We start from the raw sequence: 15,692 nt of genomic DNA on the forward strand, positions 1-15,692 counted from the left end.
AGTAGTGGCGCGCCGGCTTAATAAGCTGCGTTTCCACCACTTGACCCTACAATCAGATATCGTTAATTAAATAACGCCCTGTAAATAAAATACTTTAATAACATGACAATCTCTAAAAATAAATTTAATCATTTTATTTCCTCTCCAAAGTGTGCCTATACTATACAAATAAATTCCGATACCCAAATACCATAAATACCCAAACAAATAAATAAAGAGTAGAAATTAATTATACAAAGTAATTATCATAAACCGGAGTTTGTACATAAATCGGAATCGAGAATGTGCGCTCTAGAAATAAAATAGCCTGATAGACAATGTAAGATGTTTTTTTGCTGAATTTAACATCGGATTAACTAACTGAAGTCAGCAGATATAATCTTTATTTCAGTTTGCTCAAAAAAATACAAACTAGTTGGTATTTCTCAATTATGAAACATTGGCGATATTAGCACGGTCTTATTTTCCAAATTAATATTTCAAGAATACGATGAGTTTTCTTACTAAGTTTTCATCCACAAAAAAAACAGTTTCTGATCAACAGAAGGGAGGAAAAGAAAAAATGGTCAGACAAAAAGCTGCTATTTACCTACAATATGTTGCATGGTTCTTTTCCATCATTTTAATACTAGGAATTATTTCCTCGTTATTATTCACAACCACGACCTCTGCATTCTCCACAGCGTTGATGTGGATATTGGGCGTCTGTTTATCGGGAATTGCCATTGGTTTTCTCTTTGGTATTCCTAAAATACTACAAGCAAATAAATCCAAAGAAGCGGAAGGGAATGTGGAGAATAGAGAAACCAATGGTGAATACCAACTGCAGGTAAATACTAATCTAACAGAAATATCCGACTGGTTGACTAAAATCATTGTAGGTCTTGGTCTGGTAAATTTATCAAAGTTACCACCTTACATATATTCAGTTGCTACATTGTTAGCTGATGGTGTTTGCTTTAAGGAGATGGGTACAGCATTGGCTTTTGCATACGGATTGCTCATTTGTTTTTCTGTATCTGGTTTTTTATTTGGATACCTGGTGACTCGTCTCTTTTTAACCAATGCATTTTCTAAAGCAGATCAAGAGGCGATCAAGAAGGTAATTGAGGAGGCCGTAGGCGGGCAGGTAGCAATAGTAAGCGAAGGCGTAGCTTCTGCCAAAGCTCAATTGGCCAATATTGAGAACAACCAGAGTATACTATCTCAAACGCTTTTCCCAGAGGATGAACAGGCTGATGGGAATAATCAACAACAAGCAGAAACGACAAGTAGCCCAACGACTAATCCTGAAACATTCGGGTTAAAGAAGGAGGAAGCATTGTCAAGATTGCTAAAAATGGCTGATGACTACTTGACTATAAGTGATCCCGATTGGGCTGAGCGAGTAAATCAGAAAGATAAATCAGCAAATCGGATGGGTGAATATGCGCTGAAACATAGCATTCAAAAAGATGATATTGCAAACATAATCCGTACTAATGGTAACGAAGGTTTAATCATCGCTTTGGCCACCATGATCGCAATGCGCCCGGAAAACCGTGATCTCAATATATTATTAGATTTAGGAAAATTGGTTAGCCGTCTCCATGTGCGTTATCGGGTATTGGTTGCATTAGGTACATTAGCATCAAAGAAACTGATTCCTCTTGACAGCAAGAACCATATACTAACATTCATACAAAAGTATAAGGCGGGTGCCGATACTTCCCTTATGGAAATGATAAATAACACAACGTCGTTGGTTCAATCATCATTATAAAACCTATATAATGTTTTTTCAAAAATTCTTAAAAGGTATCAATGAACTGAAGGATGAAGAGGCTAAAGCTTTTTTGTTAGACGGTCATGGAATAGTAAGTAACTGGTGGAGGGCAAAACATACAATTAATAATCAAGAGATCCAAGACCAGTTAACAGAAAAAAATATGATTCACCACTTAAATAATTATGATACACCTTTACCTGCTAATCATCCATATGCCTCTCTTGGAAAAACTTATGGACATGTAACGCCATACATTTCAACTACAGCTGGTTCAGTACAACGCGATGATTTTTATCAGACTAATATTGTCTTCCCTGCTTTGACTACTGCGCTGCGCTTCGCTACAGACAATTTTAGGTCTGAAGGATATATTTTTTATGGATATCTGATTACCATTCAGAAGAAATCCATTGAACTGGTACAATTCTCTGAAGAGGTCAGGGAACTGCATATTTATCCGAGATATCTCCCCTATCACCATGAAGGAGAGCTTATGGCAAAGATCCATATACCTGCAGTACAATTAGAAAAGGCTGAAAAATATAATGGGCCGGCCGCCCTAAAAGAACTAAGACAATCCAAACTTCCTTCTGCTGTCGATATAATCAACAATCCAAAATATGTTGATCCGTTAACGTATACGAACATAAAAGAGTTGATCTGATGAGTATTTATACTGAAATATTGGGGCTAAATCCTGAGGATTTAAACAACGTAGCTGACGCATCCATAGGTTACGCCAGTTATCTTGCTTCCATTATGGAGAATCCGGACAATAAGGGTACTAATACATTACCTTGGATTGCCAGTTCTTATTTGCTTGCGGCATCTCTTAAATCGGTGATTGATCCACTTGAATCTTCTCAGGTATACAGTTTAGCTGCTTCCTTCTACAAACTAGCAGACAATCCCTACTGGAAGATTGCTGCCATTTGTGGTTATGATAATGAGATAATAACCTACAAACAGATCGCAAATGACAATACTACTTTCTCGAACTCCTTATTCTATGATCTCCTAAGTTATATCTTGTTAGAGAACAATACATCTTCGCTTTTCAGAATGTCCGAACGTTGGGGCCAGCAGCCTATAAGTCGTCTGGGAATACCCTTGGGTTATTTCTCGTCGGCGATAGGAGAAATACAGAATGGACGTCCAAACGATGCGAATGGTTTTAGTAGCCTGAAGATACTATTAAGCAGGGCTGCTGAAAACATCGCCATACTCAGAGCAGACAACTACCATTGGGGTAATTTTAAAGGCACGTTTCTAGCTGTGGAACCAGAAATACTGGCTTTCTGTATATGCTTGTGCAAGATCTGGACAAATCGTAATATGCCTTCGGATGAGCTTCTCAGAGGAACTGAAGGCGAGGATATCGTTTTCATTCCTTTACGGATCGCTATTGAAATAACTGACAACCGCTCCTTAGAAAGACCATATAGCCATAAGGTGTAATAGTTAAGATTAAATCTGACAGTCAGTTATAAATTGTGCAAAGTTTTGAACTTGATTCGTTATTACGGCTTATCGAACCTGTTTTAAATTGAGTATGAAGTATTTGTGGAATTTAGAAAGATAGGTAAAATGCAAGACCCGCTCTTCGAGCGGGTCTTGCATTTTTTGTGCCCAGTAGCGGTAAGTTTTCGAACCGGTTGGCCTTGATTATTAGTAACTTAGTTGTTGTTGGACCTGGACCTTCAAAAATATCTCATAAATAAATGAGGGACCCTCTTTTATTTTACAAAAAACATTGTTCTGTTATTCAATTCTTTAGCAACTATTTCCATATTTAAATATGGCAAGAGATAATGCCAATTATGTCATATATCCACTACCGGAATCGCAGCTGGATATAACGCCAGAACTATATACGCAGAATCCCGGATATAATTAATCCATAAAGGCTCCTAAAATCTTATCTCTCTGTTTATCAGTCCGGTATCTTCAAACATCCTCTTTTTATTATTAAATCATTGTTAACATTTATAATATAAATGATTCCTCCTCTCCCTGCCAATTACCTTTGTCCGTAACACATTTCAATTTTTAGCAGCTTTTATTGTTGCCCAAATTGTCAAATGCTACCATAGTTGTTACCTGATCTTTATACCATGAGAAAAGTTTTCTTATCCCTATATCTGTCACTGGCAGGTATAGGCCTATTCCGCACTTCGGCGCAGACGGATGTTCCCTCTGAGCGTAAGAATTTTACTGCCATTACGCCCAACACTTTTGCATTCAGCAAGGTGAATAACATCCCCACAAGTTATTTTACAGGGCAGATCAAACCTTCCATACCCTTGTATGAAAAACAAATGTCGGTGCTGAAATTCAGTCTGACAATGGATTTCATTGGAGGTAATGGTATAAAGGTAGATGATCCCGGCTCCAACATCGGCAGAGGATGGATGTTGAATACCGGAGGTATTATCATCCGTAATATTAAAGGTGTTCCTGATGATTACTTAAACGTAACACAGACCCCGGGCACCGGCGCGGTAGATACCAAATATGATGGTATGGCCTATACCCCCGGCCTTATGCAAATGAGCAATACGGATGCGACTACCTCAAATACACTTGTTCCATATTATTATATGTTAGGTATCGGCGACAATGAGCATGATATCTTTGAATATAATTTTCCCGGGCATAGTGGTAAATTCTACATCGGGAAAGATCGTCAGATCCTGACCACCGACAGCACAAAGATTAAGATCATTCCTGACTTTTCCGGCACGATGGCGGGAGGTACACTGGCTTCTTTTACTATTATAGATGAAGCAGGTATCAAGTATACTTTCTCTACACCGGAAATAAGTAAGAATTTTGCTCAGGATGCCAGTATTCAACCAGGCATTTTTTGTAACAAAGCTTTTGCCTCTGCCTGGATGCTCACTAAGATAGAGGTACCCGGTACACAGGAAAGTATTGTCTTTAATTACCGGCAGTCTGACTACTCTTCTGTAAATGGAGTTGCAGAATTTTTCAGGTATGCCAGGAGAACGAAAGCATATGATGCTGCCCTTAATTACTCTAATTACGTTTATGGCCCTAACACAATGCTTTATAATACGACCTCGAATCATCTGGATATTCAGACGATCCGGTTCTCCGATAGTACAAAGATCAATTTTGACTACCTCTATAGTTCAAAAATTTTACCTGACGATGTGATCAGAGATATAGAAATAGTGAGTGATCAAAAGGAGCGCATCAAGAAATATGCATTCAACTATTCTTTTTGGGATAGTGGTCCTACCAGATACAGATATATCAATTATAATCAAAGCTGGCCATGGTATAATATCACATGGACTCCTGACCGTACCCGGATACACCTTGAAAGCATTTACCAGCTTGGTAATGCTGACGAGGTAATGCCAATGGCTGCCTTTAAGTATTACCTGAGTGATGCCGTAAATGAAACGGCCCTGTATGGTTATAATGATATCGATTACTGGGGGTATCACAACGGAAAAAACAATGCTGATTATCTGCTGGAAATCCCTTCCCACGGATATGCAGCGGCAAACAGAGCGCCTGATATTAATTATGCTACCATGGGTGCCCTGAAGCAGATATATTACGCCACCGGCGGTAGCGAAGAATTTGAATATGAGCTGAATGATAAATTTGATGGCTCCGTCAATCGCATAATGGGTGGTATCAGACTCAAAAAGCGCTACCTGCATGATGCTGTAGACAGTAAAAATGATATCATTAAAACCTACAATTATGTAGAAACAAGTGGGCGCTCCTCCGGCTTCCTGGGCGATGTACCCGTTTATACTTATCAGATACCACATTATACTGCCGGCTTTCCCGGTAATACCCCTTCATGGGATTACGTCGATACCATCTCTGTCAGCAGTGCTATTAACCCGCTTTCTTCCGTAGAAGGTAGTTCGGTTGGATATAGAAGAGTGGAAGAAGTGTTCGCCAATGGCACGGGTACAAATGGGAAAATAGTATATGAATATTCCGACCTCTCCTATGCCACTATATGGCCTTCACAGGATTATTATCCATACACACCAGTAGAGCGCCCTACCTGGGCACTTGGGCTGCCACTGGTAACAAGTGTTTATAATGCCGCTGGCCTTGTTGTAAAACGGACTATCAATCAATACAACATCACCCAGTCCTATTATTCAACTGAGAACTATCGCTCACTATACATTGCAAAGAAAGCAACTACTGACATTGCTACACCGGTATATACATTCAGAAACTACTATCCGCTAATGGGGCGTGCTGATCTGATACAGACAAGGGAACTGGAATATGCTGACAATGATACCACTCAGGTGCTTGAAAAGACAACCAGATATCAGTACAATAGCCTGTATCATACGGTGGTAAGATCCTCCACTGCTAATTCTATGAAGGACTCCATCATCAATTTAATCCGCTATCCCTATGATTATTCTCTGGGTACGGGCTCCTTTACAGCTGGTATGATGGATCAGAACATCTATGCGGTACCTATTGCCAAAGAGACTTATAAAAAGATCGGTACCCAGACCTATCTCACCAATGCACAGCTGACCACTTTTACAAATCTTGGCAATGGCCTCTATCGTCCTGCGATTGCTTACAACGCAGCATTGTCTGCTCCCGTGGCTACTACCGAAAGCTTTACCAATACGGTACTGCTTGATTCAAAATTCAATTACAAACAGCAGGTGGCTTATCTAAATTATGATGCCAACGGCCAGCTGTTGTCTTTAAATACCAAACAACATCAGCTACAGGCTGTCTTATACGACAAGCATAATAACACTGTCGCCATTGCCGCCAACGCTACTACCGGAGAGATCGCCTTTACCAGCTTTGAACCGGAAGAAAATAATACAGCAGGTTGGGTATATAACAGCGCTACTGTTTCCAATACAAGTGCTAAAACCGGGTATAGCTATATCGGTGAAGTGACCTCGCCAGTACTTTCCTCCGGTAATTACAAAGTTCGCTTCTGGGCCAAGGGTAGCGGTAGTATATCAGTAAACGGTACCGCTGTAGCAGTTTCAAGCACATGGAGCTTCTACACTGTAGTACTGAACAGTATCACTTCTGTATACATCAATAGCAACGGTGCCAGCATTGACGATATCGCTATTTCTCCTGTCAATTCCACATTTGCTACCTATAGCTATAAAGAACCCACTGGAATGACCAGCCAATCTGATGACATCGGAACTATGAATAAGTTCGTTTACGATGGCTTCAACAGATTGTCTGTAGTAAAAGACAGGGATGAAAATATCCGTAAGCAGCATGAATATAAAACCAGCGCTTACCTGAATAATTCACTGTCTGTTACCTATTCTGTTTACTTCTGTTCCAATGGTGGTAAGCCCGGAGCCCCTGTCACCTATACTGTACCTGCGAATATATATGCTTCGCTACTCTCTCAGGCTGATGCAGATGCAAAAGCAGCAATGGATACAACTCTCAATGCATTGTCATACGTCAACGCACATAGTGTATGTATTCCATTGTACAGAAATGATGCCCAGAGTGGTTATTTCATGAAACAGGGATGTGCTTCCGGCTATGGTACATACGTACTTTATACAGTTCCAAAAGATAGTATCCTATCAGAAATAAGCGTTGATGATGCAAATGCCAAAGCAAAAGCAGCACTGGCTATTGTAGGTCAGAACTATGTGAATGCTGTAGGCACCTGCCGTACAGCCATTACACTCTCTTATTCTAATGAGATCACAAACGATAATTATCATGTAAAACTGGTAAGCCGTACTGATGCCAATCTTACCTACGACTTCACAGTAGGTTATGGTCAGGGCGCGCTTGGTTCTGTGATAACAGGTACCTATGAAATAGTAGTATACGTTCCTTCAGGTACTACCAACACCTATAATTTCAGTGCTGGCTGCGGAGGTAATGTCGGATCCGGAACACAGATAGACTTCCCCAGCGTAGACATCAAAACCGGTTGTGCCACGATTACTATCTATTAAATGTTCACCCAAATCACTACTGCAATGTCAGTTAAACATAAATTAATATTACCCGGGGCCTTATTGTGCTCTCTGGTAACTGTACTAAATGTCTATGGTCAGACGCCGGATGGATCATTACCAAATACAGGCACTGCCGTTACTATACCTGCGGCCTATACCAATGGAATACCAAACTATATCCGTACATGGGTGCCCGCAAAACCTATACAGGATCCCACCTTTGTCAACAGTACTTCCAACACCGTAAGGGATGTAAGACAAATGACCGATTATCTGGATGGACTTGGCAGACTTGTGCAAACTGTAAACAAGGGCTATAGTGGTACCGGCAGCACGATCGCCAATACCGGTAAGGATTTCGTCATTCCTAAAGTATATGATGTACTGGATAGGGAAACGTATGTATATCTCCCCTATATACAACAGGACAATAACACTTCGGATGGTAATCTGAAAACAGATCCATTCAATGCACAAAGTACATTCTATAAAAATGCGATCTTAAATCCTGGCTCAAAGGATGAAACAATATTTTATATGGAGAATGAATATGATGGCTCTCCATTAAATCGCATCAACAGAACGTTTAATGTCGGTAATACATGGAGCCGTGCCGGTGGTGCAAAAGCAGCAAGCGTACAGTACCTGTATAATAAGGTAGCCGATTCTGTAAGGATATGGCGCATTGCAGCAGGTGTAACTATTCCTGCTTCCAATAGTTTTTATGCAGCAGGTCAGCTTTCAAAAACGGTATCTATTGATGAAAATGGGAATACGACAGTATTTTATACTGATAAAGAAGATCGTGTTATCCTAAAAAAAGTGCAGAAAGAAACCATTACAACTGCACATGGCGGCTGGCTTTGTACTTATTATGTATATAATGAGCTGGGAAGCCTGTCCTTCGTTATACCTCCGCTTGTCGTACAGCGTATTATGGGCAACTGGATGATCAGCGGCTCACTGGCAGATGGCATGTGCTACCAGTATACTTATGATGAGTATACCAGAAATATCTCCAGAAAGACGCCAGGCAGTGGTGAAACACAACTGGTGTATGATAATTTCGATCGTCCTGTTTTTGTACAAACAGCTGCACAAAGAGTGAAAACAACTCCTGAGTGGCAGTTTACTTTTTATAATGATCAGAATCGCGCTACCGTATCCGGCACCTATCCTACCGGTAGCACCAGAGATCAACTGCAACAACAGATGACAGCTACGGCCAGTACTACGCGCAATGTATCCTATTCAATACCACAGGTAACAGATCTGGTGCTGGATACCCGTGTAGCCGGCATAACCGGTTATATCGCCCGGGGATCTATCACGTTGAATCCAGAATTCACCAGTGAAGATGGGGCCAACTTCGACGTTGCAATTGATCCGACTGCCACCACTTCAACTATCCAATCCGTTGTCGAGGTCAACACCACACCTAATATCACCGGTTATAATGCCACTGCTTATGACTATTATGATGATTATAACTATGCCGGTGCAAAACCTTTTGCCTCTGCAGATGTATCTTCTCTGGATGCAAGCAGTGATAAATATCCTGTGGCAGTTAATCCTAATACTTATAACTATGGTATGGCCACTGGTTCAAAAATAAATGTACTTGGTACTAATCAATGGCTGATCACCAGCACATATTTTGACAATAATGGCAGACCAGTACAAACACGGAGTGACAATGCCGTAGGTGGAGAAACTACCACTACAGCCATATATAGCTTCAACGGAAATTTATTGAGTGATTATACCCATATCACCAATCCACGCAGTGCTGCTACTCCTGATATAAAAGTAGTAACAAGTTATACCTATGATCATGAAGACAGACTGAAGGAAATCACCAAGAAGCTGAATAATTCAAACGACCTCACACGAGTTGTGGCAACAAATGATTATGATGATCTGGGTAGATTAAGAACAAAGTGGATCGGTAAAAAAACAGATGGTACCTACATGGATTCCCAGACATTCGATTATAATCTGAGAGGATGGGTGAAGGCAATTAACAGTAATTATGTAAATACCTCCGGTAGTACCAGTAACTGGTTTGGTCAGGATATCAGCTATGATTACGGATTCAGTACCAAACAATATAATGGAAACATAGCAGGTGAAAAATGGAAGAGTAAATCAAATGGTATTGCCAGGGCATTTGGTTATAGCTATGATAACACAAATAGTATGACCGGTGCAGAATTTAACCAGCAGAATTCAGGTAATACTGCATGGACAAAAGATCAGGCAGACTTTACGATGAGCAACATGTCCTATGATGCTAATGGTAACCTGCTTTCACTAAACAGACAAGGTTTAAAAAACACGACAGTCGCATCCATAGATAAACTGCAATATTCTTACCTTACAGGCACTAACCAGCTGCGTATGGTAATAGATAATGCAAATGATGCCTCCAGCACACTGGGAGATTTTAAAGAGCCGGATGCTAACCATACTTCTAATACTTCCAATCCTGATAATGATGTAGACTATCAGTATGATGCAAATGGCAACCTCGTCGTTGACAAGAATAAAGGCATTGAAAGTACTACCTATAATTTCCTAAACCTTCCAGAGCTGATCACCTTTACCGGAAAAGGCACTATCCAAAACGTATATGATGCCAATGGTTTAAAATTGAAAACGATCGTAACGGATAATACCGTATCACCTGCCGTTGTAACCACGACAGATTATATAACAGGTGCCATTTACAAAAACGATGTACCGGTGTCTGTAGACCATGAAACGGGCCGTATCCGCGCTATTGTACAGAATGGACAGACTACCGGCTGGACTTACGATTATTTTGAAAAAGATTATCAGGGTAATATCCGTATGGTGTTGACCGAACAAACAGATCTGAGCATCTATGCAGCTACTATGGAAACGGCTAGTGCTACAATTGAGACAGCCCTGTTTAGTAACGTAGATGAAACAAGAACAGAAACACCTGTGGGGTATCCGGAGGATCATACCACTGTTGAGAATGCAAAAGTGGCCAAACTAAATGCAAAACAAGGTGGTAAGAAGATAGGGCCGTCTCTGGTATTAAGAGTAATGGCCGGAGATACGATCCGTATCAGAACAAAAGCCTTCTACAAATCTGATGGTCCAGCCAATCAGCATGACGCACCCTTAGACGATATGGTGGTTGCGCTGGCAAATGCATTTACGCCCGGTAGTAACGCTGGCGATATGCATAATGTGGCAAACAATACAGGAACTCCGTTCAATTATAACTTTAAGCAGTCATGGAAGGACATGCGGAAGAAAGACCCGGAACTTGCAGGCCGGCCAAAAGCTTATCTGAATTACGTCTTATTTGACGAACAGATGAAAATGGTGGATAATAACAGTGGTTATAAACAAGTACAAAATACACCAGATGCGCTACAGGATCTAGCTGTAGAAATATTGCCTGTATCAGAAACAGGGCTTATGTATATATACACCAGCAACGAAACAGCTACGGATGTGTACTTTGATAATACGGTTGTAAGTCTTTCATCCGGACCTTTGCTGGAAGAGACGCATTATTATCCTTTTGGCCTTCTCATGGATGGTATCAGCTCCAATGTATTGAAAGGCACTACCTATGAGCGGAATAATTATAAATATGGAGGTAAACAATTGAAGTCAGGAGAATTCTCTGATGGCAGTGGTTTAGAGCTGTATGACTTTGCTGCTCGTCAGCTGGATCCTCAGCTGGGAAGGTGGAATTCGCCAGATCCATTATCTGATGAGGGTACCGACTGGACACCATACAGATATGGATTTAATAATCCAATGAGGTACACTGACCCAACGGGTTTGTTTGAGGTAGATGGAGAAGGCAATCTTTATTTCTCAAAGGATGATGAAATTTCTAAATTATTGGAATATGTGACAGCAAATCCTTCAGGAAGTTTCGGGGATATTTTTAAATTTGTAACTGATTCGAGAAATGGATTTGTATGGGATCTGCCTGAAGTGGTGGTAAGAGGAAATAATGATAAAGCATGGCAGGATGCAAGGAATCAAATTTATAATGAAGTGGCGGATGCGCTGAAATTGTTAGGAGGAGGACCAGAAGCTCCTGCTACAAAACCGAAGGCAAAAGCAAATAAAGCAGCATCTGCATTACCATCTACTTTATCACCTGACCAAGCTACAGCGGCAAAGATGTTTAAGGGAATAACCTTCGGTGATAAACTGGATATCAATTTAGCTATTGCTCACCTGTGGAAGAATAAGGAGGAAAGTCCCAACCATCAATGTGCTAAATATCTCAGAGAAGGATTGGAAGCTGGGGGTATGAACACCACTGGACGCCCGAGACCAGCTGAAGACTATGGTCCATTTTTATTGGCAAAAGGGTTTAAATTTGTGACCTCGGACATAACGAATTACACACCCGTAAGAGGAGATATTGCTGTCATGCAATCATTTACTCTTAACGGGAAATATACGGCGTACGGTCATATTCAGATGTATACAGGTACTGCCTGGGTATCTGACTTTGCTAATAAAGTTGATTTTTGGCCTGGTTCTGGCTATAGGACCGCAAAACCTCCAACACAAATCTTTAGATGGTAATAAATATGAAAACAAATTTCCTTACATCCTTTTTAGCCTGCGTATTAACAGTGTTTAGTTACGCATGTTCCGCTCAGAGTCAGGCACCAGTAGACAAAGCTGCCGTTATGCTCAAGCAATTTTATACTGCCTACATTACTGTAATTTCAAACGAACATAACAACGACAAAGAAGAGAAAATCAGGAAACGGTATGCTACTGCGAAGCTATTGAAGAAGATACAGGACCTGACAGACAAGGAGGAACTTGATTATGATCTATTTTTGAATGCACAGGATGCTGACACACACACACTTCCTTATCTGAAAATAGTAAAGGATCCTAAAAAGCCAGATACATATAATGTATCCTATGGTGATTCTTTTACGAAAAACGTGACCAACATTAAAGTGCATGTCATCAAAGAAGGAGAGAATTATAAGATAGATGATGTCTTAAATTAAAGCCTAAATGAGTAATAAAGACAATCATAAAAGTGTGCGGAAACACACGAAAATGCAATACAGAAAGGGGCTTAAGGGGATGTATTGAATTACCTTTTTAGTTAATGATATTGCTAATCCTCTTGAATAGTCTTTAATTTTGCTTAAACCGCCAGCTCTATAAAAGGGGATGACGGCCAACTGGGTTTAATTTGACATAGCTAATAGATTATAGCGGAAAGGTCGGAGATATCTCCGGCCTTTTGCTTTTTAAGGTGGTCTTTGCCTTTGATGAGGCTAGGTTCTGTGATAAGAAGGCCTCAATTCAGGTTGATGTCCAGCTCAGTTGCATTCCGGGAGATCAGCCTATCTACTCCAGGATATCCTGCTGGTAAAGCTGTCCTTTGTTTACGAACACGAAAAAAGAAGCGCAGCGAAAGAAATTGCAAGTTAACCTACTGTCCATTTTCTTGTTACGATTCCACCCTGTCTATTGTGGCAAAGTCTTTCTTGCAGCGTACAAGAACGAGGCAGCGCATTGCGTAAAAGGGATTCATCAGCCAATTGTGTCAGAACAATTGTTTGATGATGTTCAGGATGTATTGAAGGGCAAAAAACGTAAGGTGAGGGTTAATGCCTTTACGGAAATCGATATTCACCTACCTCTTAGGGGATTTCTGATCTGCCAGCGTTATGGGAAACCATTAAGGGGAAGTGGTTCCCGTGGTAATGGAGGCATATACTATTATTACCACTGCCAGTCAGTCAAACTATGCAAGGAGCGGTTTCGGGCTGAAACAGCCAACGAGATCTTTGTAAAGCAACTCAGCAAGATTGCCGTGAATGTGGACCTTGACCCCCTAAAACAAGAAAAGGCCGGAGATATCTCCGACCTTTCCGCCATAGTGCCCAGAACGAGGGAAGAAACGAACCTAATATTTAAAGATTTAATCATGCTTTGCCAATTCCCTTAACCTGACAAGTTGGCAAATATTACAATTATATTTGAAATCCACATTACATTAATTGAGTAAAAAGATGTGCCCCATTAAGGGTAATGTTAAATTTTATACGGAAAACATAAAATAATTTAAAAATATGAAGGTTAATTATAGCAGATTGATCATTAATAATATTATTTGATTATCAGATTGATTTTCAGATTTTTAATTAATGGCATAACTAGTATTTATATGGTTATATGAGAACTTTGTGTATCTTTGATGTACAACAACAAATTATCATGAGCGATAAGGACATCCAAAGACTGAAAGAATTAGCAGAGAAAAAGCTGGCTAATGGTATTTCGAAGGAGGAAGCTCTTCGTTCATTACAACGTGCTGGGCATCTTGATAACAATGGCAAGTTTACGGCTCAATACCAAAATCTAGCGCAAGCCGTACAGAATGCCACCAAACAGTGAGTTAATTTTTCATGTACGATGTTCGATCTAACCTTGTAATAGGGTTTCACGGTTGTGATAAAGCTACAAGAGACGAATTAATAAATAATCCTCAACACATTAAAATTAGCGAGAAGCCATACGATTGGCTCGGTCATGGGTTTTATTTATGGGAAAATAATTGTGAAAGAGCGTTGCAGTGGTCCACCAACAAAGCCTCTCGTGGGGAAATTAAGGAACCTGCAGTAGTGGGAGCAATTATTCATCTAGGATATTGTTGCGATTTTCTCGACTCCAAATATATTGGGCTTCTTAAACCTTATTACCTGGCAATGTACGAGTCCTATACTCAACTTGGCCAAAAAATTCCAGTAAACAAAGATCTACCTAAGGATCCACATAAGGACCGACTCTTGCGAGAACTGGATTGTGCTGTTATTGAGTACATGCATGCCGAGATTACCAATAGCTATAAGAATGACCTAGATTCCAGAGGAATTACAGATATCAAGCTATTTGATACCGTGAGGGGAGTGTTTACAGAAGGTGGGCCAGCATTTGACGGAGCAGGTATCTTGGAAAAAAATCATATCCAGATTTGCATAAGAAATTTCGATAGTATTAAAGGCTTCTTCATTCCAAGACAGGAGGCTGATTTCTTATCTTGGTCATTTGATAAATATTTGTCACCTGCTTCTGAGGCTTCAGAAGTAGTAGCATAATAGACCTATGGGGCGGTTTTGTTTATTAATCTAGATTTTTCTTATCTGCCTGATATTGCAAAATAAGGTCCAAGTAAATGAATTATTTAGACCTTATTTTACATCAATCCTACATTATTAAGTTAATATTTTATCAAACATTTCGGCAAAAATTGCTTGTCGCTTAAGTCTATCTTCAGTTATATTTCCAATAGAATTAATGATATCTAAAGCTTTTTTAAAAACTTCCACAGCTTGGTCATTATGCGAAGACATCATTTCAATTATTTTATCACACTCCTTTTCGATTTGTTTGGAATTCAAGGCCGGAACATTCTTACCAAATACTAAGACTCTAACTAATGGCAGCATATGCCATTTGTATTTTCTTGAATTTTGAGGAATATGATTTTTGGCTACTAATAAATGAAGTCTATAAAGAGTTAAGCAACCAGCATAGTATACAGATTCTTTTACATTATCATCAAAGATAATTTCGGAAAATTCATCATACATTATTTTTTTATAACGAAATGCCAAATCAGGTCTTTGGCAAAACATAGCAGTAACACATTTAGCTGCGACATCAATCGGGAAAATTCTTATTAAAGGAATTTCTATACCTACATATTGTTTATCTCTTCTTTCAAAATAAATTCTACTTTCTTGACCTTCATATGTATTAAAGTATTGCTCAACTTTTTTCGCAATTGGTCGAAGTGAGAAAAACTGAGCATCATCTACCTTTGTTTGACTGTTAGTCGCTCTAACTAATTCAGAAAAGACATCCTCATTTGAAGTTTCGACTACTTTCAA

10 protein-coding genes are annotated in these 15,692 nt (G+C 39.8%); 9 read left to right on the forward strand and 1 reads right to left on the reverse strand.

Features of this window, described 5'->3' with window-relative positions:
• Positions 1–490: 490 nt before the first annotated feature.
• From U0033_RS05970 to U0033_RS06010, 9 genes are all read left to right on the forward strand, one after another.
• Positions 491–1,762, forward strand: coding sequence for a hypothetical protein (locus U0033_RS05970; RefSeq protein WP_072366290.1), 1,272 nt, complete (start codon positions 491–493; stop codon positions 1,760–1,762).
• Between the two features lie 10 nt (positions 1,763–1,772).
• Positions 1,773–2,432, forward strand: coding sequence for a hypothetical protein (locus U0033_RS05975; protein WP_072366288.1), 660 nt, complete (start codon positions 1,773–1,775; stop codon positions 2,430–2,432).
• Positions 2,432–3,226 (forward strand): hypothetical protein, encoded by a 795-nt coding sequence (locus U0033_RS05980; RefSeq protein WP_072366286.1) that lies wholly within the window; start codon positions 2,432–2,434, stop codon positions 3,224–3,226. The genes U0033_RS05975 and U0033_RS05980 overlap by 1 nt, the downstream gene beginning before the upstream one ends.
• A 656-nt stretch (positions 3,227–3,882) precedes the next feature.
• Positions 3,883–7,755, forward strand: coding sequence for a DUF5977 domain-containing protein (locus tag U0033_RS05985; RefSeq protein ID WP_072366285.1), 3,873 nt, complete (start codon positions 3,883–3,885; stop codon positions 7,753–7,755).
• Between the two features lie 24 nt (positions 7,756–7,779).
• Positions 7,780–12,351: a DUF6443 domain-containing protein gene (locus U0033_RS05990; RefSeq protein WP_177318754.1), complete on the forward strand. Its 4,572-nt coding sequence runs from the start codon at positions 7,780–7,782 to the stop codon at positions 12,349–12,351.
• 5 nt (positions 12,352–12,356) lie between these two features.
• Positions 12,357–12,794, forward strand: coding sequence for a DUF3828 domain-containing protein (locus U0033_RS05995; RefSeq protein ID WP_177318753.1), 438 nt, complete (start codon positions 12,357–12,359; stop codon positions 12,792–12,794).
• 383 nt (positions 12,795–13,177) lie between these two features.
• A complete protein-coding gene (locus tag U0033_RS06000) occupies positions 13,178–13,747 on the forward strand; it encodes a hypothetical protein (RefSeq protein WP_245801887.1) in 570 nt (189 codons plus the stop codon).
• Between the two features lie 227 nt (positions 13,748–13,974).
• A complete protein-coding gene (locus U0033_RS06005; RefSeq protein ID WP_072366280.1) occupies positions 13,975–14,196 on the forward strand; it encodes a hypothetical protein in 222 nt (73 codons plus the stop codon).
• Between the two features lie 11 nt (positions 14,197–14,207).
• Positions 14,208–14,897, forward strand: a complete 690-nt coding sequence (locus tag U0033_RS06010) for a hypothetical protein (protein ID WP_072366278.1) — start codon at positions 14,208–14,210, stop codon at positions 14,895–14,897.
• 117 nt (positions 14,898–15,014) lie between these two features.
• Here U0033_RS06010 and U0033_RS06015 read toward each other — a convergent pair whose 3' ends face one another.
• Positions 15,015–15,692, reverse strand: coding sequence for an AIPR family protein (locus U0033_RS06015; RefSeq protein WP_218164130.1), 678 nt, complete (start codon positions 15,690–15,692; stop codon positions 15,015–15,017).

The sequence above is a fragment of the Chitinophaga sancti genome (assembly GCF_034424315.1).
Taxonomy (GTDB): domain Bacteria; phylum Bacteroidota; class Bacteroidia; order Chitinophagales; family Chitinophagaceae; genus Chitinophaga; species Chitinophaga sancti.